This is a genomic window from Geodermatophilus chilensis, assembly GCF_002802985.1.
Classification (GTDB): Bacteria; Actinomycetota; Actinomycetes; order Mycobacteriales; family Geodermatophilaceae; genus Geodermatophilus; species Geodermatophilus chilensis.
Genome location: NZ_NVPT01000050.1, coordinates 11751 through 31837, shown reverse-complemented (window position 1 = coordinate 31837; position 20087 = coordinate 11751). Strand labels below are relative to the sequence as shown.

At 73.5% G+C, this 20087-nt stretch carries 17 protein-coding genes; 7 read left to right on the top strand and 10 right to left on the bottom strand.

The window, feature by feature from the left end; translation table 11 throughout:
• Nucleotides 1-33 precede the first annotated feature (33 nt).
• Together CNO22_RS10545 and CNO22_RS10540 are read left to right on the top strand one after the other, a co-directional pair.
• Complete coding sequence (locus CNO22_RS10545) at nt 34-945, top strand: dioxygenase family protein (RefSeq protein ID WP_100499328.1); 912 nt, start codon at nt 34-36, stop codon at nt 943-945.
• Entirely contained in the window at nt 942-1463 is a 522-nt protein-coding gene (locus tag CNO22_RS10540; protein WP_100499327.1) for a MarR family winged helix-turn-helix transcriptional regulator, read from the top strand. Before CNO22_RS10545 ends, CNO22_RS10540 begins: the two co-directional genes overlap by 4 nt.
• A gap of 84 nt (nt 1464-1547) precedes the next feature.
• Here CNO22_RS10540 and CNO22_RS10535 read toward each other — a convergent pair whose 3' ends face one another.
• Nucleotides 1548-2834 (bottom strand): HupE/UreJ family protein, encoded by a 1287-nt coding sequence (locus CNO22_RS10535; RefSeq protein WP_100499326.1) that lies wholly within the window; start codon nt 2832-2834, stop codon nt 1548-1550.
• A gap of 177 nt (nt 2835-3011) precedes the next feature.
• On the opposite strand from CNO22_RS10535, the gene CNO22_RS10530 reads away from it, so the two are divergent.
• Nucleotides 3012-3581: a hypothetical protein gene (locus tag CNO22_RS10530; protein WP_100499325.1), complete on the top strand. Its 570-nt coding sequence runs from the start codon at nt 3012-3014 to the stop codon at nt 3579-3581.
• Nucleotides 3582-3714: 133 nt separating this feature from the next.
• Here CNO22_RS10530 and CNO22_RS10525 read toward each other — a convergent pair whose 3' ends face one another.
• The 5 genes from CNO22_RS10525 to CNO22_RS10505 all read right to left on the bottom strand — a co-directional run bounded on the left by CNO22_RS10525 (nt 3715) and on the right by CNO22_RS10505 (nt 8695).
• Entirely contained in the window at nt 3715-5115 is a 1401-nt protein-coding gene (locus CNO22_RS10525) for an MFS transporter (protein WP_100499324.1), read from the bottom strand.
• 170 nt (nt 5116-5285) lie between these two features.
• Nucleotides 5286-5753 (bottom strand): muconolactone Delta-isomerase, encoded by a 468-nt coding sequence (gene catC / locus CNO22_RS28990; RefSeq protein WP_232806942.1) that lies wholly within the window; start codon nt 5751-5753, stop codon nt 5286-5288.
• Nucleotides 5750-6601 carry a catechol 1,2-dioxygenase gene (catA, locus tag CNO22_RS10515; protein WP_100499323.1) on the bottom strand — a complete coding sequence of 284 codons (852 nt, stop codon included), beginning with the start codon at nt 6599-6601 and terminating at the stop codon, nt 5750-5752. The genes catC and catA (CNO22_RS10515) overlap by 4 nt, the downstream gene beginning before the upstream one ends.
• A 49-nt stretch (nt 6602-6650) precedes the next feature.
• Nucleotides 6651-7745, bottom strand: a complete 1095-nt coding sequence (locus CNO22_RS10510; RefSeq protein WP_232806945.1) for a mandelate racemase/muconate lactonizing enzyme family protein — start codon at nt 7743-7745, stop codon at nt 6651-6653.
• A gap of 5 nt (nt 7746-7750) precedes the next feature.
• Complete coding sequence (locus tag CNO22_RS10505; RefSeq protein WP_100499321.1) at nt 7751-8695, bottom strand: LysR substrate-binding domain-containing protein; 945 nt, start codon at nt 8693-8695, stop codon at nt 7751-7753.
• 241 nt (nt 8696-8936) lie between these two features.
• Here CNO22_RS10505 and benA point away from each other — a divergent pair, with 241 nt between their 5' ends.
• The 4 genes from benA (at nt 8937) to CNO22_RS10485 (ending at nt 16532) form a co-directional block, all read left to right on the top strand.
• On the top strand, nt 8937-10313 hold the full coding sequence (gene benA / locus CNO22_RS10500) for a benzoate 1,2-dioxygenase large subunit (protein ID WP_100499320.1): 1377 nt from the start codon (nt 8937-8939) through the stop codon (nt 10311-10313).
• A gap of 5 nt (nt 10314-10318) precedes the next feature.
• Nucleotides 10319-10867 (top strand): benzoate 1,2-dioxygenase small subunit, encoded by a 549-nt coding sequence (benB, locus tag CNO22_RS10495; protein WP_100499319.1) that lies wholly within the window; start codon nt 10319-10321, stop codon nt 10865-10867.
• A 64-nt stretch (nt 10868-10931) separates the two neighbouring features.
• Nucleotides 10932-13700, top strand: coding sequence for a benzoate 1,2-dioxygenase electron transfer component BenC (benC, locus tag CNO22_RS10490; protein ID WP_100499318.1), 2769 nt, complete (start codon nt 10932-10934; stop codon nt 13698-13700).
• 54 nt (nt 13701-13754) lie between these two features.
• The gene (locus CNO22_RS10485; RefSeq protein WP_100499317.1) at nt 13755-16532 is read left to right on the top strand and encodes a helix-turn-helix transcriptional regulator; all 2778 of its coding nucleotides are present in this window, start codon (nt 13755-13757) and stop codon (nt 16530-16532) included.
• Nucleotides 16533-16637: 105 nt separating this feature from the next.
• Here the strand turns inward: CNO22_RS10485 and CNO22_RS10480 are convergent, their stop codons facing one another.
• From CNO22_RS10480 to catA (CNO22_RS10465), 4 genes are all read right to left on the bottom strand, one after another.
• Nucleotides 16638-17093 carry an acetyl-CoA C-acetyltransferase gene (locus CNO22_RS10480; RefSeq protein WP_232806941.1) on the bottom strand — a complete coding sequence of 152 codons (456 nt, stop codon included), beginning with the start codon at nt 17091-17093 and terminating at the stop codon, nt 16638-16640.
• A 51-nt stretch (nt 17094-17144) separates the two neighbouring features.
• Nucleotides 17145-17909 (bottom strand): 3-oxoadipate enol-lactonase, encoded by a 765-nt coding sequence (pcaD, locus tag CNO22_RS10475; protein ID WP_100499331.1) that lies wholly within the window; start codon nt 17907-17909, stop codon nt 17145-17147.
• A 270-nt stretch (nt 17910-18179) separates the two neighbouring features.
• Entirely contained in the window at nt 18180-18638 is a 459-nt protein-coding gene (locus tag CNO22_RS28980) for a muconolactone Delta-isomerase (RefSeq protein WP_232806940.1), read from the bottom strand.
• A 135-nt stretch (nt 18639-18773) separates the two neighbouring features.
• Nucleotides 18774-19643, bottom strand: coding sequence for a catechol 1,2-dioxygenase (gene catA, locus CNO22_RS10465; RefSeq protein ID WP_100499316.1), 870 nt, complete (start codon nt 19641-19643; stop codon nt 18774-18776).
• Between the last annotated feature and the right edge of the window lie 444 nt (nt 19644-20087).

The following is a 20087-nucleotide window of genomic DNA, read 5'->3' as shown; positions in this document are numbered from 1 at the left end:
AGATGTGTAATAAGAGACAGCCGAGGACTCCGCATGACCACGCCCGCCCCCACCACGACCGCCGTCGCCGACGCGCGCATCCCGGCTGCGCACCCGTTCGCCGCGCACCTGCGCCGCGTCGCGGCCCTCGAGGCTGCGTCCCCGCACCGGCCGTGGACGCCGCAGGACGGGCCGCTGCCCAGCCTCTACCTCTCCCACGGGGGCGGCCCGATGCCGTTCGGCAGCCCCGAGTGGCTCGACCCGCTGCACGACTGGGCCCGGGCGCTGCCCAAGCCGAAGGCGATCCTGGTCGTCTCCGCGCACTGGGAGTCCGCCCCGCTGTCGGTCAGCGCCGCCCGGCCCAGCGAGCTGGTCTACGACTTCGGGGGCTTCGACCCGCTCTACTACACGTTCCGCTACGACACCCCCGACGCCGGCGACCTGGCGCGGCAGGTGGTCGCGCTCATGCCGGACACCGAGCAGGTGCACCAGCACGCCCGCCGCGGGCTGGACCACGGCGCCTGGGTGCCGCTGAAGATCATGTACCCGGCCGCCGACGTCCCGGTGCTGCAGCTGAGCCTGCCCACCGAGGACCCCGACGAGCTGCTGGCCCTGGGCGAGCGGCTGCGGCCGCTGCGCGAGTCCGGCGTGCTGGTGGTCGGCTCGGGCCACATGACCCACGGCCTGCCCTTCCTGACCCGGGAGATGTTCCAGGAGAACAAGGTGCCCGGCTGGTCGGCCGACTTCGACGCCTGGGCCGCCGACGCGCTGGCCCGCGGCGACGTCGCCGAGCTCGCCCGCTTCCGCACCGCCGCACCCGGGATGCCCTACGCCCACCCGACCGTGGAGCACTTCACCCCGCTGTTCGTCACCCTCGGCGCAGCCACCGACCCCGCCGCGCCGGTGCTCACGACCCTCGACGGCTACGGCGTCGGGCTCTCCCGGCGGTCCTTCCAGGCGGCATGACGACGACGGACGCCACCACGACCGACCCCACCGCGACCAGCGGCGCCGCCGGTCCCCCGGGCGACGGCGAGCCGCGCTGGCTCAGCGAGGCGGAGATGACCGCCTGGCTGCCGCTGGTCCGGCTGGTGACCCGGCTGCCGCACCGGCTGGACAGGCAGCTGCGCCAGGACGCCGGCATCAGCCACGTCTACCACCAAATCCTCGCCATGCTGGCCCAGGCCCAGGACCAGCAGCTGCGCATGAGCGAGCTCGCCGCATCCACCGCCACCTCGCCCAGCCGGCTGTCGCACGCCGTCGCCGCGCTGGAGGACCGCGGCTGGGTCACCCGCTGCCCGGCCGCGACCGACCGGCGGGGCCAGCTCACCCGGCTCACCCCCGCCGGTCGGGCCGCGGTCGAGCAGATCGCCCCCGGGCACGTCGCCGAGGTCCGCCGGCTGGTGTCCGACCAGCTCACGCCCGACGAGGTCGACCAGCTCTCCCGCATCGCCACCAAGCTCCTCGACGCCGCGTCGAGGTGACGGGGCCGGCTGCCCCGACCGGGCGAGGGGGTCGCGTCCGCCCGAGCGGTCCACGCGACATCCCCGTCGCCCGGCCGGCGGACCTCAGCGGCCCGGGTGGGTGAGGGCGGCCTCCTGCTGCAGCGGGACCGTCGCGGGAGCCCGGCGGTCGGCCAGCCGGCAGGCCACGGCGCCGAGCGCGAGGCCGATGACCACGTACCAGGGGTGGCCGATGACGGCCTCCTCCGCTCCGGCCAGCGGGTTGGCGAGGACGCCGAGGCGGTCCAGCGCCCACCCGGTGGCGGCGGCGAGGGCCAGGGTCGCGCCGCCGAGGCGCAGTGCCGGGTACCAGCGGGTCCGGGACACCACGTACAGCGAGGGGAACACCAGCGCCAGGGTGAGGAGCTGCGCCAGTTCGACGCCCACGTTGAAGGCCAGCAGCGCGGGCAGCGAGGCGGACCCGTCGAGCCCGAGGTCGGTGAGGATGCCGGCGAAGGCCAGCCCGTGCACCAGACCGAAGCCGCCGGCGATGAGGAGCTCGCCCCGGCGGGCGAGCGGGCGCATGGCGTGCACCGCCGCCACCCCGACCGACGCGGCGATGAGCACCTCGACCGGCGTGCCGGGTGCCGACACCCAGCCCAGCGCGGAGGCGATGAGCGTCAGCGAGTGCCCCACGGTGAACGCCGTGACGACGCCGAGGACCCGGCGCAGCGTCGGCACGAGGCCGGCCCGCCGCTGCCACCTCCCCGCGACGACGACGAGGGGGGCGACCAGCAGCAGCGTCAGCAGGAACAGCAGGTGGTCGGCGCCCTCGAGCACGTGGTGCAGGCCGTACCCGACCATGTCGGCCAGACCGGTCGAGGCGACATCGCCGATCCGCAGGGTGCCGGCGGCGGCGTCGAGGACCCCGGCGGTGGAGATGTCGCCGGTCGCGTCGATGAGGACGACGACCACCTCGTGCGTCGGGTCGGCCTCGATGATCCCGTCGTAGGCGAGGGTGAAGCCCGACGGGTCGGTGCTCCCGGGGTCGAGGGTGACCTCGACGCTGAGGGAGTCGATGCCCTCGACCTGCTCCCGCACCACATCCGACCAGGTCTCGGCCCACGTCGTGCCGTCGGCGCCGGTGACGGTCAGGTGCTCGTCGAGGTAGGCGACGACCTCGTCGGCGTAGGAGTCCACGTCCGTGGCTGCGGTGTAGCCGGTGCCGAGCGCCTGGTCGAGCGTCTCGAGCGCGACGCTGACGGTGGCGTCCGCCGAGTCCTCGCCCACGCGCACGGACAGCGTGCTGCTGTCGAGGCTGTGCGCGCCGGCGACCGACGGGGTGACCAGGACCAGGCCGCCGGCCAGGGCGGCGCCGGCGGCGAGCGTGCGGGGGCGGAGGAGGGAGGGCATGACGCCCGAGCGTGCGGACCGTCCCTGTGAGCTCCCCGGACGCGGGCTGTGAAGACGTCACCCAGCGCACTCGCGCGGTGTCACAGCGTTCTCACAGTCGGCGCCCAGCGTCGGCGGAGACGCACGCTCCACCGTGGTGCCCGACCGACTCACCCCGATGCACGAGATGAGCCCACGATGAAGCTCCGCAAGACCCTCGCCGCCGTCCTCCTCGCCGCCGTCGTCGTCCCCGTCGCGGCCGCCTGCGGCACCACCGCCGAGGCCGCCTCGACCACGAGCAGCACCACCACGACCGACACCGGCACCAGCCTCGACGGCGCGCCGGACTGTGCGCGGGGCGGAGGCCCGGGCGGGGTCGACGTCTCCTCGGTCACCACCGAGGAGCAGCTGGTCGAGCTGGTCCAGGAGGCCTACGGCGACGCCGGCCTCGACCTGCACCGCGGGCACCAGCCCGTCCAGGACGTGCTGGACGAGGTCCTGGCCATCAGCCACGACGAACTGCACGTCCGGATGGACGCCGGGCAGAACCTGGCCGCCGTCGCCGAGGACATCGGCGTGGACCCGCAGGACCTCGTCGACACGCTGGTCGGGGCATGGAGCCCGGCCATCGACGCCGTGCTCGCCTCGGGCGAGATCACCGAGGACGAGGCCGAGCAGTACCGGGCGGCGCTGGAGGAGGCCTTCACCTTCCGCGTGAACTGGGACGGCGAGGAGGCGACGCCCACCTTCTCCGGCCTCGACGCCTGAGCCGCTCGACGGCGTTCCGCCGGCCGGCCGGGGAGTTCCGGGCCGGGGAAGGGAGCGGCCCCGCGGTCGGTGACCGCGGGGCCGCTCCGGCGCGTCCGGGGTCCGGCGCGTCGCGTCCGTGGGCGGGGACCCGCTACTCGGCCGTGCGGGCGAGCAGGTCGCCCGGTTCCACGGCGAGCCCGGCCGGGGCCGCCCGGCGGGCGGCCTGCGCGTGCCGGGCGTCCGCCGTCGGCACGACCAGGGTGAGCAGGGCGCCCAGCACGGCCAGGGCGGTCAGCACGTAGAAGATCGAGTTGAGCGCGATGCCCGAGGCGACCAGCAGGCCGCCGATGAGCGGACCGCCGATGCCGCCGAGCCGGCCGAACCCGGCGCACCAGGCCACGCCCGCGGTCCGCACGTTGGTGCGGTAGTAGGTCGCGACGAACCCGTAGATGAGGATCTGCGTCCCGCTCGTCCCGAGCCCGACGACCGCCACGAACGCCAGCAGCACGCCCAGCGGGAGGCTCACGGTCAGCAGCGCGATCGCCGCTGCGCCCAGCGTGAAGGACGCGGCCACCACCGGCTTGGGGCCGAACCGGTCGGCGAACCGGGAGGCGGCCAGCGCGCCCAGGACCGCGCCGCCGTTGAGCACCAGCAGGAAGGCCAGCGACCCGTTCGTGGAGAAGCCGGCGCGGCCCATCAGCTCGGGCAGCCAGGTGTTGAGCGCGTAGACCAGCAGGAGACCGGTCGCGCTGAGCAGGCCCAGCAGGAGCGTCGGCAGCAGGTACGTGCGGCCGGCCAGCCCGGCGAAGCCGGCGCGGCCCTCCGGGACCGGGTCGGCGACCCGGGGGCCCTCGGTGCCCGGCACGACGAGCGACACCCCGGTCCGCGCGGCGACGTCCCGGGCTTCGTCGAGGCGCCCCCGCGACGCCAGCCAGGCCGGCGACTCGGGCATCTTGAGGAAGGCGAGCGGGAGCAGCGTCAGCAGCGGGAGGGCGCCGATCCAGAACATGCCCCGCCAGCCGATGACGTCCAGCAGCAGGATGGCCAGCAGCGCGGCGAGCAGGCTGCCCAGCGGCACCCCGGAGTAGGTGATCGCGTTCGCGAGGTTCTTCTTCCCCGCGGGTGCGAACTCGGCGACGAGGGCCCCGGTGGTGGCGACCAGCGCGCCGACCCCGATGCCGGTGACGAAGCGGAGCAGGCCGAAGGTGGTCGTGGTCGTCGCCAGCGCGGTGAGGGCCATGCCGACGGAGAACCACGCGTAGGCGGTGAGCATGACCTTCCGGCGCCCGATGACGTCGGCCACGCCGCCGGCCACCAAGGCGCCGACGAGCACGCCGACGAGCGCGTAGCTGCCCAGCGCCCCGGCCAGGGCCGGCGTCACCTCGCCGAGCTGGCCGGGGTCGCGCAGGAAGAGGGGGACGACGGTCCCGTAGACGACCAGGTCGTAGCCGTCGAAGACCAGGCCGACCGTGGCCAGCGAGACGATCCAGGTGACCGACCGGCGACGGAGGGCGTCCTGGGGGACGGCTCCGTCCTGCGTGGGTGGTGCCACTGCGGTTCTCCTCGGGACGGGCCCTGGCTCGAAGACGGCCGGTGGCCGTGGCAGGGCAGGGGGCACCCGGCGACCGACGTCGCCACGGGTGAGGGAAGGGGAGCTGCGCCGGGCGGACGTGTCGGACGCCGGGCGGCCTGGTCGTGCAGTGGTGCGGGTGGTGCGGTGGTTCAGTCGGCCTGCGCCCGGTCCTGCGCGGTGCTGTCCTGCGCCCGGTCCTGCGCGGTGCTGTCCTGCGCCGGGGCCTGCGCGGTGCTGTCCTGCGCCGGGGCCTGCGCGGTGCCGCTCTGCGCCGGGGCCTGCGCGGTGCCGCTCTGCGCCGGGGCCTGCGCGGTGCCGCTCTGCGCCGGGGCCTGCGCGATGTCCGACGGGTGCGCGGCCAGCGGCGTGACCGTGATGCTCATGTAGGGGAACAGCGGCAGGCCCCACAGGATCTGGTGCAGCTGCTCGTTGCTGTCGACGGCGAAGACGCTGAGGTTGGCGTATTGCCCGACACACCGCCAGATGTGCGGCCAGTGGCCCGAGCGCTGCCAGCGCTGCGAGTAGGCCTTCTCCCGGGCGAGGAGGTCGTCGCGTGCCGCCGGGTCCATGTCCGGCGGCAGCGCGACGTCCATCCGCACCGCGTACAGCTGTGTCACGCGGGGTCCAGCGCGAAGTCGTAGGTGACCTCCTCGCCCTTCCCCGAGGCGGCCGGGGTGGGACGCAGGACCAGCTCCGGCTTCACGGCCTGGGCGACGTCGTCCTGCACGTGCTCGCCGCCCTCGAAGTACAGCTGGGTGGTGACCAGCTGCTTGCCGGGCGCGGACACCTTCAGGTGCAGGTGCGCCGGCCGCCAGGCGTGCCAGCCGGCCGCGGCGATGAGCGCGCCGCAGGAGCCGTCGGTCGGGATCTGGTAGGGCGCCGGCTTGACGGTGTGGAACGCGAACCGGCCGTCGGCCCCGGTGAGGACGGTGCCGCGCAGGTTCCACTCCGGGATGCCCGGAGCGAACTGCGAGTAGAAGCCGTCGTCGTCGGCGTGCCACAGCTCGACCCGTGCGTCCTCGACCGAGTTGCCGTCGAGGTCGGTGACGGTGCCCTGGAACAGGAACGGCGTGCCCTTCTCGCCGTCGCGCATCGGCAGGGTGGCCTCGCTGCGGAACTCCGGCGAGCCCGGGATGTAGTACGGGCCCTCGATGGTGCCGACCGCCCCCTTGCGGTCGGCGTTGGCGACCTCCTCGACGACGTGCTCGATCCACACGTCCAGGAACAGCGGCCACTCGCCGTCCTCACCGACCCGGATCAGCCACGCCTTCAGCGCGTCGTACTCGGCGTAGGTCACCCCGTGCCGGCGGATGACCTCGTGCAGCGCGGTGATGGCGTCGGTGGCGATGGCCGACACGCGGGCCTGGTCGACGGTGGCGGCGTTGCGCTCCTTCTGGGCGAAGCGCTCCGTGGCGTTGCGGCCGGAGCCGGCCGCGGTCGGGCTGGGTGCGGTGGGCGCACTCATGGTGGTCCTCCTGCGTCGTTGCGGTTGGGGTGTCCCGTGCAGGACCGGTTCAGCGGTCCTGGCGGTAGTGCGAGAGCTTGTCGGGGTCGACGTCGATGCCGATCCCGGGCCCTGGACGGACGGCGAGCTCGCCGCCGGAGATTTCCAGCGGCTCGGTGAGCAGGTCGTCACTCATGTCCAGGAAGTTGGAGAGCTCACCGGCTCGTCGCGACGAGGAACGGTGGGCGGCGCCGAAGGCGACGCTGCAGGCGGTGCCGATCTGGCCGTCGATCTGGTTGCCCATGACGACTTCGGCGCCGAGGCCCTCGCACTGGTGCAGGATCGCCTGCGACCTGCTGAACCCGGTGCGGGCCGTCTTGATGCTGATCATGGTCGCCGCGCCGTCGAGCAGCTCGCGGGTGACGGCGCCGGGCGTCGGAGCACTCTCGTCGGCGACGGTGGGCACCGTCGTCTGTGAGGTGAGCCAGCGGCGCCCGAGGACGTCGTCGGCGGGGCAGAGCTCCTCGGACAGCGTGAGGTCCAGATCGGCCATCGCGCGCAGGGCCCGCGCCGCCTCCGACGGCGTCCAGCCGCGGTTGCCGTCGACGTAGAGCTCCACGTCCGGGCCCAGCGCCTCCCGCAGTGCCCGGCAGGCGCCGACGTCGAGCTCGACCGGGCGCCGGCCCACCTTCACCTTGAACACCCGGATGCCGTAGGTGTCGCGGACCCGTTCGGCCTCGGCGACCATCTCGGCGTCGGGGGCGAACCCCACCATGTGGGACACCCGCATCCGGTCGGTGAAGCCGCCCAGCAGCTGTGAGACGGAGAGGTCCAGCGTGCGGCCCAGCGCGTCCCAGATCGCCATGTCCACGGCTGCCTTCGCGGCCGGGTTGCCGACGGTGCGCTCCATCCTCGCGTGGACGGTCTCGCGCTCCAGCAGCGTCAGGTCCACCAACTGCGGCGCGAAGAGCTTGTCGACCACCGCGACGACGGACTCCTGGGTCTCGCCGTAGGTGTACGGCCGCGGCGGGGCCTCCGCCACGCCGACCACGCCGTCGCCCGTGTGCACGCGGACCAGCACGTGATCGGCGACGTGCACCTCGCCGCTGGCGAAGCGCAGCGGCTTGCGGTACGGGATCGCGAACGGGACCGCCTCGACCTTCACGATCTTCAACGGGTGCCTCCCAGTGGGGCGGTGTCTGGTGCGGTCGGGGTGGGGAACCCCGCGTCGGGCACGAGGAAGCCGTTGGCCTCCAGCGCGTCGAGCATCCGGGCGAGGGCAGGGGAGCGGTCCTCGCGCCGCCAGGCCAGGGCCAGGTCGATGTGCACGTCGTCGGCGACCGGCACGAAGCGGACCCCGTTGACGCGCAGCGCCAGCACCGACTCCGGCAGCAGGGCCACGCCCAAGCCGGCGGCAACCAGCGTGAGCATGATCGAGGTCTCCGCGGCCTGGTGGGTGCGCCGGGGCAGGAAGCCCGCGGCGAGGCAGGCCTGGGTCACGACGGTGTTCACGACAGAGCCCTCGGCGGCGTAGACGACGAAGTCCTCGTTCCGCAGCTCGGTCAGCTCGACCGGCTCGTCACCGGCGAGACGGTGGCTGCCGGACGCGGCGAGGACCAGCCGTTCCCGGGTGATCAGCCGGGACGACAACCCCGTCCGGCGCAGCGGTGGACGCAGCACGGCGAGGTCGATCCGGTCCTCCTCGAGGGCCAGTTCCTGCGCCGGGGTGAGCAGGTCGGACTGGAACCGCAGCACCAGGCCGGGTATCTCCCGGGCGGCGATCCGGGCCAGCTGGGGCAGCTGGCAGAGCGCCGCCAGCCCGGTCGCCCCGACGCGGAGCAGGCCGGTGCTGCCGGCGCCGATCAGCCGGACGCGGGTCCGCGCGGCCTCGATCGAGTCGAGGATGCGCTCGGCGTCCTGCAGGAACGCCTCGCCCGCGGGGGTGAGCTCGACCCGCCGCGTCGTCCGGGTGAACAGCGCGGTCCCGAGCTGGGCCTCCAGCTGGCGGATGGCCTGGGACAGCGGGGACTGGGCCATGTGCAGGCGTTCGGCCGCCCGCCCGAAGTGCCGGGTCTGTGCGACGGTGACGAAGTACTGCAGCTGCCGGATCTCCACGTCCCCTCCTCCCACGGTCCGAGCCGGGCCGGATCGGGCGCCGGGTGTGTCGCTGTGACGCACTCAACGTAGGACCGGTCGCCGTGTAGGCACAAAGACCGAGTTCCGCTCGATTGAGACATCTGACGTCTCGATCGATGCCTGGTCAGGACTAGGCAGATTGCTGACGCGAACGTGACCGGCGCCACCCACAGTTAGGGGGAGCGCACTCGACCAACGCCCACTCGACCGGAGGCCCGCCATGACAGTCGACGCCACGCAGCTCAGTGACGTCCTCGCCGACGCCGTCATCGAAGACCGCGAGGCCGGGATCTACCGGGCCAACCGTCGGATCTTCACCGACGAGGAGATCTTCGAGCTGGAGATGACCCACATCTTCGAGGGCAACTGGGTCTACCTCGCGCACGAGAGCCAGGTCCCGAACCCGGGTGACTACTTCACCACCTACATCGGCCGCCAGCCCGTCGTCATCACCCGCGACAAGCAGGGCGAGCTGCACTGCCTGATCAACGCGTGCGCACACCGCGGCTCGATGCTCTGTCGCCGCAAGACCGACAACCGGATGACGCTGACCTGCCCGTTCCACGGCTGGACGTTCCGCAACGACGGCAAGCTGCTCAAGGTCAAGGACCCCGACGGCGCCGGGTACCCGGAGAGCTTCGCCAAGGACGGCTCCCACGACCTGGTCAAGGTCGCGCGGTTCGACAGCTACCGCGGGTTCCTGTTCGGCAGCGTCAACCCGGACGTGAGCACGCTCGCCGAGCACCTCGGCGACACCACCAAGGTCATCGACATGCTCGTCGACCAGTCGCCGGAGGGGCTGGAGGTGCTGCGCGGCTCCTCGACCTACACCTACGACGGCAACTGGAAGGTCCAGGCCGAGAACGGTGCCGACGGCTACCACGTCAGCGCGACCCACTGGAACTACGCGGCCACGACCTCGCGGCGCAGCACCGGCGAGTCGAAGAACACGACCAAGGCGCTGGACGCCGGCGGCTGGGGCAAGTCCGGCGGCGGCTACTGGTCCTACCCCAACGGGCACCTGTGCCTGTGGACCTGGGCGGCCAACCCCCAGGACCGCCCGCTGTGGGACCGCATGGACGAGCTCAAGGCCCAGTTCGGCGACGCCAAGGGCGAGTTCATGGTCAAGGGCTCCCGCAACCTGTGCCTCTACCCGAACGTCTACCTGATGGACCAGTTCAGCACCCAGATCCGGCACTTCCGGCCGATCTCGCCCGAGCAGACCGAGGTCACCATCTACTGCATCGCGCCCAAGGGCGAGAGCGCCGAGGCCCGCGAGCACCGGATCCGCCAGTACGAGGACTTCTTCAACGCCTCCGGCATGGCCACCCCGGACGACCTGGAGGAGTTCCGCTCCTGCCAGCTCACCTTCCGGGCCACCGCCGCGCCCTGGAACGACATGAGCCGCGGTGCCGAGCACTGGCTCAACGGGCCGGACGAGGTCGCCGAGTCCCTCGGCATGGACGGCGTCATCTCCGCGGGGCAGCGCAACGAGGACGAGGGGCTGTACCCGATCCAGCACGGCTACTGGCTGCAGACCATGCGCGCCGCCGTCGAGAAGCAGGCCGGCGCGGCCGCCGCGACCACGAAGGGCTGACCTCAATGACCACGACGCAGCACCCCACCCAGACCCCGGCCGAGGCGGTGCCCGCGGGCGGGAAGCTCATCACCCAGAACATGATCGAGCAGTTCCTCTACCGCGAGGCCCGCTACCTCGACGACCGCGAGTTCGAGAAGTGGCTGGAGTGCTACGCCGACGACGTCGTCTTCTGGATGCCGTCATGGGCCGACGACGACCGGCTCACCGAGGACCCGCACCGGGAGATGTCCCTCATCTACTACTCGAACAAGGGTGGCCTGGAGGACCGCGTCTTCCGGATCCGGACCGAGCGCTCCAGCGCGACGTCGCTGCCCGAGCCGCGCACCAGCCACAACATCACCAACGTCGAGGTCATCGAGCGTCGGGGCGACCTGGTCGACGTCCGGTTCAACTGGCACACGATGTACTTCCGGTACAAGACGGTCGACCCGTACTACGGCACGTCGTTCTACACGATCGACTTCTCCGGGCCCGCGCCGCTCATCCGGCGCAAGACCGTGGTGCTGAAGAACGACTACATCCACCACGTCGTCGACGTCTACCACCTCTGAGCAGCGGCTCCTCCCGGGCTTCCCTCCCACCGAGCTGCTGTCCCTCCGAGCTACGGAGATCTCCATGGACCACCGCGTGGCACTCGCGTTCGAGGACGGGGTCACCCGCTTCATCACCTGCCGGGACGACCAGACCGTCGCCGACGCGTCTTACCGGGCACGGATCAACATCCCGCTGGACTGCCGTGACGGCGCCTGCGGCACCTGCAAGGCGCTCTGCGAGTCGGGCGAGTTCGACGGGGGCTACTACCTCGAGGACGCGTTGTCGGACGACGAAGCCGAGAGCGGGTACGTGCTGCCCTGCAGCATGAAGCCGCGCTCGGACCTGGTGCTGCAGATCGCGACCACCTCCGCGGTGGCCAAGACCAGCGCCGCCACGCACCGCGGTTGCATCACCGCACTGGACCGGCTGTCCCCGACGACGGTCGGGCTGACCATCGAGATCGACGACCGGGACTCCCTGGCGTTCCTCCCCGGGCAGTACGTCAACATCGCCGTGCCCGGCACCGAGGAGTCCCGGTCGTACTCCTTCAGCAGCGCTCCGCAGGACGAGGAGCTGACCTTCCTGGTCAAGCTGACGCCCGGCGGCGTCATGTCGACCTACCTGGAGGAGCGGGCCGAGGTCGGCGACGAGATCACCTTCACCGGCCCGCACGGCAGCTTCTTCCTGCGCGAGTCCGACGCTCCGCTGCTGCTCCTGGCCGGCGGGACGGGGCTGGCGCCGATCCTGTCCATCCTGCGGACGCTGGAGGGCAACCGCAGCGACCGGCAGATGCACCTCCTGTACGGGGTCACGACCGACGACGACCTGGTCGAGATGGAGGCCATCGAGCAGCTGGCGGGCGCCATCGACGGGCTCACCTGGGACTACTGCGTCGCCGACCCCGCCACGAAGGCCCCCAACCAGGGCTACGTCACCGGCCTGATGGGAACCGAGCACCTGTACGACGGCGATGCCGCGCTGTACCTCTGCGGCCCGCCGCCCATGGTGGAGGGGGTCCGCAAGCACGTCGCCGGGCTCGGGGTGACCCCCTCGGGCTTCTACTACGAGAAGTTCGCGCTGGCCGCGGCCCCGACGGAGGCCGCCGAGGAGGTCGTCGAGCCGGAGCCCGGAGCGGTCGTGCCGGAGTCCGAGGTGGTCGCTCCCGAGCCGCCGCCGGTGCCGGTCCCCACCTCGAGCACCGTCCCGGACACCGTCGCCGAGCTGCTGGCCCTGGACGGCCGGGAGGGCCGGACGTCGGCCGGGCAGGACCTGTTCCCGCCGGTCGAGCTGCCTCCGCTCGGCGTCGACGCGGTCGGGTCGCGTGCCGAGTCGCCGGCGGACATGTGGCGGTTGGCGGGGCAGCGGGTGGGGGAGCCGTTCCCCACCGGGGACGTCCTGCCCGTCGACGACGCCGACGACCTCGTGCCCGCCGTCGGTGCCCGCGCCGTCGCCGGCCAGGAGATGCTGCCCGAGGTGGCGCTGGAGCAGCTCACCTCACCGGCGCCCGAGGCGCCGGCCGGTCAGGCGGACGCGGAGATCGAGCCGGCGTTGACCGCAGGCGGCTACTCGATCACGGGGGACGGGTACGAGATCGGTGAGGAGCACCCGTCGGTGCACGAGTCCGACGCCATCTTCGACGCCCGCCGGGCGCTGGAGCTGGGCGCACTCGAGCTCACCATCGGTCGCCTGACGCACCAGCAGCTCGTCGGCTACCGGATCCTGGCCGAGGCCACGGTGCCCTACGTCGAGGGCGACAGGTTCGTCGACGCGGCGGCGTACACCGAGACCAACGCCGCCTTCCACGACTACCTGTTCACCCTCACCGGCAACGAGCACCTGCTGCGCGCCTACCAGGCGCTCGGCGTCAAGGGGCACATGGAGGAGTCCCTCCGCTCGGCCACCTGGTGCCACCCCCGGTGCGCGCAGGACCACCTCGACATCGTCGAGGCGTTCCGGGACGGCGACCGCGAGGCGGCGCGGATCCTCATCACCGAGCACGCGGAACGGTCGAAGGAGACCACCCGCCGGGCCATGCACGACCTCGCCGCCGGACGCCGTCCCCGGTTCGTCACGCCGGGCCGGTTCGCCGGCCAGGTCGTCCTGGTCACCGGTGCCGGGCAGGGGATCGGCGAGCGCACGGCCCGACGGATCAGCGCCGAGGGCGGGACCCTGGTGCTGGCCGACCGCGCCGAGCTGGTGCGCGACCTGGCCGGTGAGCTGGGGCAGCCCGGGGCGGAGGCGATCCCGGTCGTCGCCGACCTGGAGACCTGGGAGGGCGCGAAGTCGGTCGTGGACGCCGCACTGCAGCGGTTCGGCCGCATCGACGTCGCCATCCACACCGTCGGCGGCACGATCTGGGCCAAGCCGTTCGAGCACTACCCGCCCGACCAGATCCAGGCCGAGATCAACCGGTCCCTGTGGCCGACGCTGTGGTGCTGCCGCGCCGTCGTGCCGCACATGGTCCAGCGGGGACAGGGCACCATCGTCAACGTCTCGTCGGTGGCCACCCGGGGGCTCAACCGGATCCCCTACGCCGCCGCCAAGGGCGGGGTCAATGCGATCACCACCGCCCTGGCCCTCGAGATGGCCCCGCACGGCGTGCGGGTCGTCGCCACCGCGCCCGGCGGCACCGAGGCCCCACCCCGCCGCACGCCCCGCGGCCCGGCACCGCAGAGCGAGCAGGAGAAGACCTGGTACCAGACGATCGTGGACCAGACCGTGGACTCCTCGCTGATGAAGCGGTACGGGACCCTGGACGAGCAGGCCGCGGCCATCACCTTCCTCGCCTCGGAGGAGGCCTCCTACATCACCGGGACCATCCTGCCCGTGGCCGGCGGCGACCGCGGGTGAGCCGCTGAGCGGGGAGTCCTCCACGGAGGCACCGTCCGGCCCTACGGTGTCGACGTGAGCCCGCACGACCAGGACCTCCACGTCGTCGGGCTGGCCACCGAGACCACGCAGCTCGAGGCACTGCTCGACCGGGCCCGCGCCGGCGGGCCGGTGGTCGCCGTCATCGAGGGCCCGGCCGGGATCGGCAAGACCACGCTCCTCCGCCGGATCCGCCGCCGGCACCCGGGGCTGCCGACGACGGCGGCCACCGGGCTGCCGTGGGAGAGCCGCCGAGCCGGTGCGCTCGCCCGGCGGCTGCTCGCCGACGACCCCGGAGACCCCCCGCCGGGGCCGGTCGGCGACGACCCGGTCGACCTCGGCACCGTGCTCGCCCGACGGTGGGAGGCCCGGGCCGGGGAGGAGCCGCTGCTGGTCGTCGTCGACGACGCCGACTGCGCGGACCCCGTCTCGCTGCAGGCCATCGCCTCCGCGGTCGCGCGCATCCACCGCGCCCCGGTCGTGCTGCTGCTCGCCCGGACCACCGGGTGGCCGGACACCGGCGACCCGGAGGCCGGTGCTGTCCTCGACCGGCTCACGGCCACCCCCGTCCCCGTGCGGCGGCTGGGACCGACGGACACCCGGCTGCTCGCCGCGCGGGTGGCGGCGGTCGACCTCCCGATGCCCGTCGCCCGGCGACTCTGCGAGCACACCGCCGGCATCCCCGGCCACCTCCTGGAGGTCCTCCGCGACACTCCACCGGTCCGCTGGTCGGACTGGCAGTCCCGGCTGCCGGCGCCGGCCAGCATCCAGCGCCGCGTACAGCAGGCGCTCGACCGCTGCTCCCCGGAGGCCCGCGCGCTGGTCGAGGCGGCAGCCGTGCTCGGTCGGAGCCCTGTGCTCGCCGACGCCGCCGCCCTGGCCGGGCTCGCCGACCCGATCGCTGCTCTCGACGAGGCCTGTGCCGCCGGCCTCCTCGCGACCGCCGCCGGGCACGGCCTGGACGCGCTCGTCTTCCCGGAGCGGTTCACCCGCGGCGCCGTCCACGCGACCCTCTCGCCGAGGGCGCGGCACGAGCTGCACCTGCGCGCGGCCGCCGTGGTCACCGACGACACCGAGCGGCTCCGCCACCGGGTCGAGGCGGCACCCCTTCCGGACGCCCACCTCGCCGACGAACTGGTGGAGCTGGCGCGCCGCAAGGCCGATGAGGGGGCCTGGGCCGTCGTCGCCGGCGCGCTCATCGACGCCAGCCGGATCAGCCCCACCCGAGCCGACCGCGAGGACCGCCTCATCCAGGCCGTCGACGCGCTGGCCGGAGCCGGCCTGCTCGGCCAGGCCGTGGAGGCCCTCCCCGAGCTGGAGGCGCTTCCCGCCGACCCCCGCCGCGACGCTGTTCTCGGCTACGTCGCCGTCCAGCGCGGCCGCCGTGTCGAGGCGGTCACCCACCTCGACACCGCCTGGCGCCTCCGGGGCGCCGACCGCGGTGCCGCCGCCGTCGTCTGCCAGCGGTACGTGCTGCACGCCCTGGCCGACTGGGACGGCGACGAACTGATCCGCTGGGCCGGCAGGGCGGACGAGTACGCCCAGCCCGGCGCCCCGGCCGCGGTCGAGTCCCGCGCCATCATCGGGCTCGGCCACGCGGCACGGGGCTGCATCGACGAGGCCTTCACCGCCTACCGGCACGCGGTCGCCGAGAGCCCGGTCGGTCCCCAGCACCAGCGCGCCCGCATGGGGCTGGGCTGGCTCCACCTCGCGCAGGACGATCCCGAGGCGGCCCGGCGCGAGCTGGAGTTCGCCGTCCCCACCGCGCGGCAGGCCGGCTCCAACCGGATCTCCCTGTGGGCCCTGGTGTGGCTCGCCCGGACCCGCTTCGCCCTGGGCGACTGGCTCGGGGCGCTGGACGCGGTCGGTCAGGCCGAGGTCCTGGTCGCCGCCACCGGGCTGGACCTGCTGCGTCCCCTCGTCCACTGGACCGGCGCCCAGGTCCACGCCCTGCGTGGGGAACGCGAGGACGCCGAGCGGCACCTGCAGCTCGGCGCGGCCGCCGAGCACGACTACACCGTCATGACCGTGCCCGCCCTGCTCGCGCGGGCGCACGTGGCCGAGGCGGCGTCGGACTACGCCGCAGTCGTCCGCCACCTCGCGCCCCTCGCCGTCCGGACCCCGCGCGGCGGCCTCGACGAGCCGGGGTTCTGGCCCTGGCACGACGTCTACGCCAACGCCCTCGTCGTGACCGACCGACTCACCGAGGCCGAGGCGTTCCTCGCCCCGCTCGAGGCGACGGCGCACCGCCGGGGGCACCGCTCGGCGAGCGCTCGGCTGGGCTACGTCCACGGCCGGCTGCTGGCCGCCCGCGGGGACCTGCCCGGGGCGGAGGCGGCCTTCGAGCAGGCGTGGGCCCGGCTGGCCGCGCTGCCGCTGCCGTACGAGCGCGCTCGCGTGGACTTCGCCCACGGCATCACACTGCGCCGCGCCGGCCGGCGGCGGGACGCCGCCGCGCTGCTCACCACGGCACGCCAGTCCTTCGCCGCGCTAGGCGCGCAGGTCTACGTGGAGCGCTGCGATCGGGAACTCAAGACCGGCCGCTCCGCACCACGAGGAACCGAGGCCGACATGCAGGGCCTCACCGCGCAGGAGCGAACCGTCGCCAGACTCGTGGCAACGGGGCTGACCAACAAGGAGGTGGCTGCGTCGATGCTCCTCTCGGTCAAGACCGTCCAGTTCCACCTCACGCGGGTCTACACCAAGCTCGGGGTCCGATCCCGTTCCGAGCTCGCCGCGCGCTTCTCCGGCGCACCCGCCCTCCATGACGAGGGGGGCCGCAGTCCAGAGGTCGGTGTGGCGTCCCCGCGGTAGTGGCTCGGGGCGGTCGGGTCCCGCCGCGGGGTCCGGGTGGTGTCGCCGATCCCAGCGGCGACGGTGCAGCCGAGCACCCAGCGTGCCGGTCGTGGCGATCACCGCTCAGCAGGTCCAGCACCTCCGCGGCGGCCGCTCTCTCCAGACGCGTTCGAACAGGGCGGCGAGGCCCTGGCCGCCGCCGATGCACATCGTCTCCAGCCCGTAGCGGGCGTCGCGGCGGGCCATCTCCCGGGTGAGGGTGGCCAGGATGCGCCCGCCGGTGGCGCCCACCGGGTGGCCCAGCGAGATGCCGGAGCCGTTGACGTTGGTCCGCTCGAAGTCGGCGTCGGCGGAGCCCCACTCGCGGGTCACGGCCCGCACCTGGCTGGCGAAGGCCTCGTTGAGCTCGATCAGGTCGACCTCGGCGAGCTCCACGTCGGCCAGCGCGAGCGCCTCGGCGGTGGCCGGCACCGGCCCGATGCCCATCGTCTTCGGCGGGACGCCGGCCACCGCCCAGGACACCAGCCGTGCCAGCGGCGTCAGGCCCAGCTCGGCGGCCTTCTCCGGCGAGGTGACCACGCAGACCGCGGCGCCGTCGTCCTGCCCGCTGGCGTTGCACGGACGGGCTCCTCAGTCGCCGAAGTGGCCTCGCAGCGCGGCGTTCACCGCTCCGGGATGGGTGGCGTTGGGCAGGTGGGCGGCCCCGGGGACGACGACGATCTCGCTGTCCGGGATGCCGTCGGCGAGCAGTCGGACCATGTCGACGGTGGTCGCCGGGTCCTCGGCGCCAGCGACGACCAGCGTCGGGGCGGCGATGCCGCCGAGCCGGTCGCGGACGTCGAAGGCGCCGATCGCCTCGCAGCAGGCGGCGTAGCCCTCCGCGGGGGTGGCCCGCAGCATGCCCAGCAGCCGCTCGGCCGCGGCCGGTTCCTCCGCTGCCCAATCGGCGGTGAACCAGGTGCCGGTGCGAGAGGGCACGAGGATCTCGGTGCCCTGCTCGCGCACCTGCGCGGCCCGCACCGCCCACGACGGCGGATCGGCGAACTGCGCCGCGGAGGCGATGATCGCCAGCTTCTGCAGCCTGCCGGGGACGGTGAGCGTGAGCTGCTGGCCGATGGCGCCGCCGATGGAGACGCCGGCGTAGGAGAACCGCTCCACCCCCCGGGAGCCCAGCAGCGCCAGCACGTCACCGGCGAGGTCGGCCATCGTGCACGGCCCGGGCACGACCTCCGAGCCGCCGTGCCCCCGCAGGTCGTAGCGGATCACCCGGTGGGTGCGGGCGAACTCGGCGACCTGGGGGTCGAACAGGCCGGTGTCGGTGCCCAGCGAGGGGCCGAGGACCAGCACGGGGGCGTCCTCCGGGCCGTCCTCGACGGCGTGCAGTCGTGCGGTCATGCGGCTCCCCCAGGGGATGGCGGCGGTCCGGGCGGACCCGGGGGCGAAGCGGTGCTGGTCCCCACCTCCCGCCGGCGGCACCCAGGAGGAGGACCGCACCTGCTCGACCCCGGTGCCTCGGGACCCGGCTGGGCCCGTCCAGGACGCCGTCCCCGGTCGACAGCGCGACCGGCGCCGGCCGGCCGTCGTCGAGCAGGCGCCAGCAGGTGGCGTCGAGGGTCCGGATCGCCTCGACGTCCTCGAGCCGCAGCAGCTGCTGCTCGACCGAGCTCACGGGTTGGCCGACAGTGCCGACGGGTGCTCGGTCAGCGGGGTCACCGTGATCGTCATGAACGGGAAGAGCGGCAGGTTCCACAGGATCTCGTGCAGCTCGTCGGTTCCCGAGACGTCGAAGACGCTGATGTTGCTGTACTGGCCGACCACCCGCCACAGGTGCACCCAGGTGCCGGCGCGCTGCAGCTCCAACGCCCGGGCCTTCTCGGTGGTCACCAGCCGGGCGCGCTCGTCGGGGTCCAGGTCACGGGGGACGGCGACGTCCATGCGCACGTGGAAGAGCATCCTCAGTTCCTCCTGGACCGGGGCGACGGCGGCCGGATCGAACCCCACCCCGCGCCCTGGGCCGTCGAGCAGGTGCAGGCAGCCGTCGGCGGGACGCAACGGCTGGGTGAGCAGCTCCGCACGCACGAGCAGCGGGCCGAACAGCTCGCCGCCGTAGGTCACCCCCGGCATGGCGGCCGCACCGGCGCGACGTCGAGGACCACCGTCTCGACGCGATCGATCGCCGGATCCTCCACGGTCGGCTCCCTCCGCCGGGGGCGCCCCGGGCCGGGCGCGGGTTGCCGCTGTCCGGCCCGGGGCGGGGGGTCACGCGGCTCGGGCGCCCTCGTCGCGTTCCAGTTCGAAGTCGTACCGGACGCGCCGGGTGCCGTCGCCCTGGTCCTCGGGATCGAGGATGAGCTCCGGCTTGACCGCGGAGGCGACATCGCTGTCGAGCCACTCGCCGCCGCGGAAGTACAGCTGGGTGGTGATGGCCCGGTGGCCGGGGGCGCTGACGATCAGGTGCAGGTGAGCCGGGCGCCAGGGGTGCCAGCCGGCGGCCTCGATCAGTTTGCCGGTGGGGCCGTCCGTCGGGATCTGGTAGGGCGCCGGCTGCACCGTGCGGATCTCGAAACGGCCCTCGTCGTCGGCGACGACCAGGGCGCGCAGGTTGCCCTCGGGCAGGTGCGGGGCGAAGCCGGAGTAGTAGCCGTCGGCGTCGGCCTGCCAGATGTCGATCTCGGCGCCGGGGATCGGGTTGCCGTCGTGATCGCGGACCTGGCCGGCGAAGACCAGCGGGGTGCCCTTCTCGTCCCCGCGCATGGGCAGGGTGGCCGGGGAGGTGAGCCGCTTCTGGCCGGGCAGGTAGTAGGGGCCGAGGATGGTGCCCTTGGTGCCCTGCTGTGTCTCCGCCTGCACCTCCTCGACGACGTGCTCGACGAAGACGTCGAGGAACAGCGGCCACTCGCCGCCCTCGCCGACCTGGATGAGCCAGGCCTTGGCGGCCTGGAACTCCGGATAGGTGACCTTGTGCTCCCGGATGGCCGTGTGCACGCCGTCCAGTACCGCGCGGACCACCGCGTCGACCCGCTCCGGGGGCACCTGGCGGGCAGCCTGGTACATCTCGCCGGTCAGGAACGACTCGGTCGCGCTGGCGCCCGAACCGGCCGCGGTGGGGCTCTGCTGGGTGTCGGTCATGGCTGTGCTCCTCGGATCTCAGCGCGGTACTCCGACCGCGCATCATGGGCCGGGCCTGCGATTCCGGAATGGAGTCGTGCCATCGTCGCCGACACGGTGGGTGGCCGTCCAGCAGTCGAGGTCGCAATGGGCCTCTGGCCAGGCCGGTAGCCGCTCCGGATCGGTCATTCCGTCTGAATGCGGGGCCATTGTGTACGACCTCCGTCCAGGCCCCGGATGGAGACGCCAACACGTGGCAACACCTCTACGCTGCGGTGATCCAGGTCACAGAGCCGCGCACACCGGCCTGCACCGGGTCACAGGGGAGGTGGCCGTGACAGCCGATGTTCGAGGACCTCGGCACGAGGCTCGAGGACAGGGGCATCGAGGTCCGAGCGAGGGGGTCCTCGACGCGCCCGCGGGATCGTCATCGCGGGCACCGGACACGCCGAGGCCATGTTGCGC

Excerpts from the sequence above, each read along its gene's own strand:
- CNO22_RS10545 (WP_100499328.1), top strand. The coding sequence starts at position 34 with ATGACCACGCCCGCCCCCACCACGACCGCCGTCGCCGACGCGCGCATC.
- CNO22_RS28980 (WP_232806940.1), bottom strand. The coding sequence starts at position 18,638 with ATGCCGGGGGTGACCTACGGCGGCGAGCTGTTCGGCCCGCTGCTCGTG.
- pcaD (WP_100499331.1), bottom strand. The coding sequence starts at position 17,909 with ATGACCGCACGACTGCACGCCGTCGAGGACGGCCCGGAGGACGCCCCC.
- benA (WP_100499320.1), top strand. The coding sequence starts at position 8,937 with ATGACAGTCGACGCCACGCAGCTCAGTGACGTCCTCGCCGACGCCGTC.
- CNO22_RS10535 (WP_100499326.1), bottom strand. The coding sequence starts at position 2,834 with ATGCCCTCCCTCCTCCGCCCCCGCACGCTCGCCGCCGGCGCCGCCCTG.
- CNO22_RS10530 (WP_100499325.1), top strand. The coding sequence starts at position 3,012 with ATGAAGCTCCGCAAGACCCTCGCCGCCGTCCTCCTCGCCGCCGTCGTC.
- CNO22_RS10540 (WP_100499327.1), top strand. The coding sequence starts at position 942 with ATGACGACGACGGACGCCACCACGACCGACCCCACCGCGACCAGCGGC.
- benB (WP_100499319.1), top strand. The coding sequence starts at position 10,319 with ATGACCACGACGCAGCACCCCACCCAGACCCCGGCCGAGGCGGTGCCC.
- catA (WP_100499323.1), bottom strand. The coding sequence starts at position 6,601 with ATGAGTGCGCCCACCGCACCCAGCCCGACCGCGGCCGGCTCCGGCCGC.
- catA (WP_100499316.1), bottom strand. The coding sequence starts at position 19,643 with ATGACCGACACCCAGCAGAGCCCCACCGCGGCCGGTTCGGGCGCCAGC.
- benC (WP_100499318.1), top strand. The coding sequence starts at position 10,932 with ATGGACCACCGCGTGGCACTCGCGTTCGAGGACGGGGTCACCCGCTTC.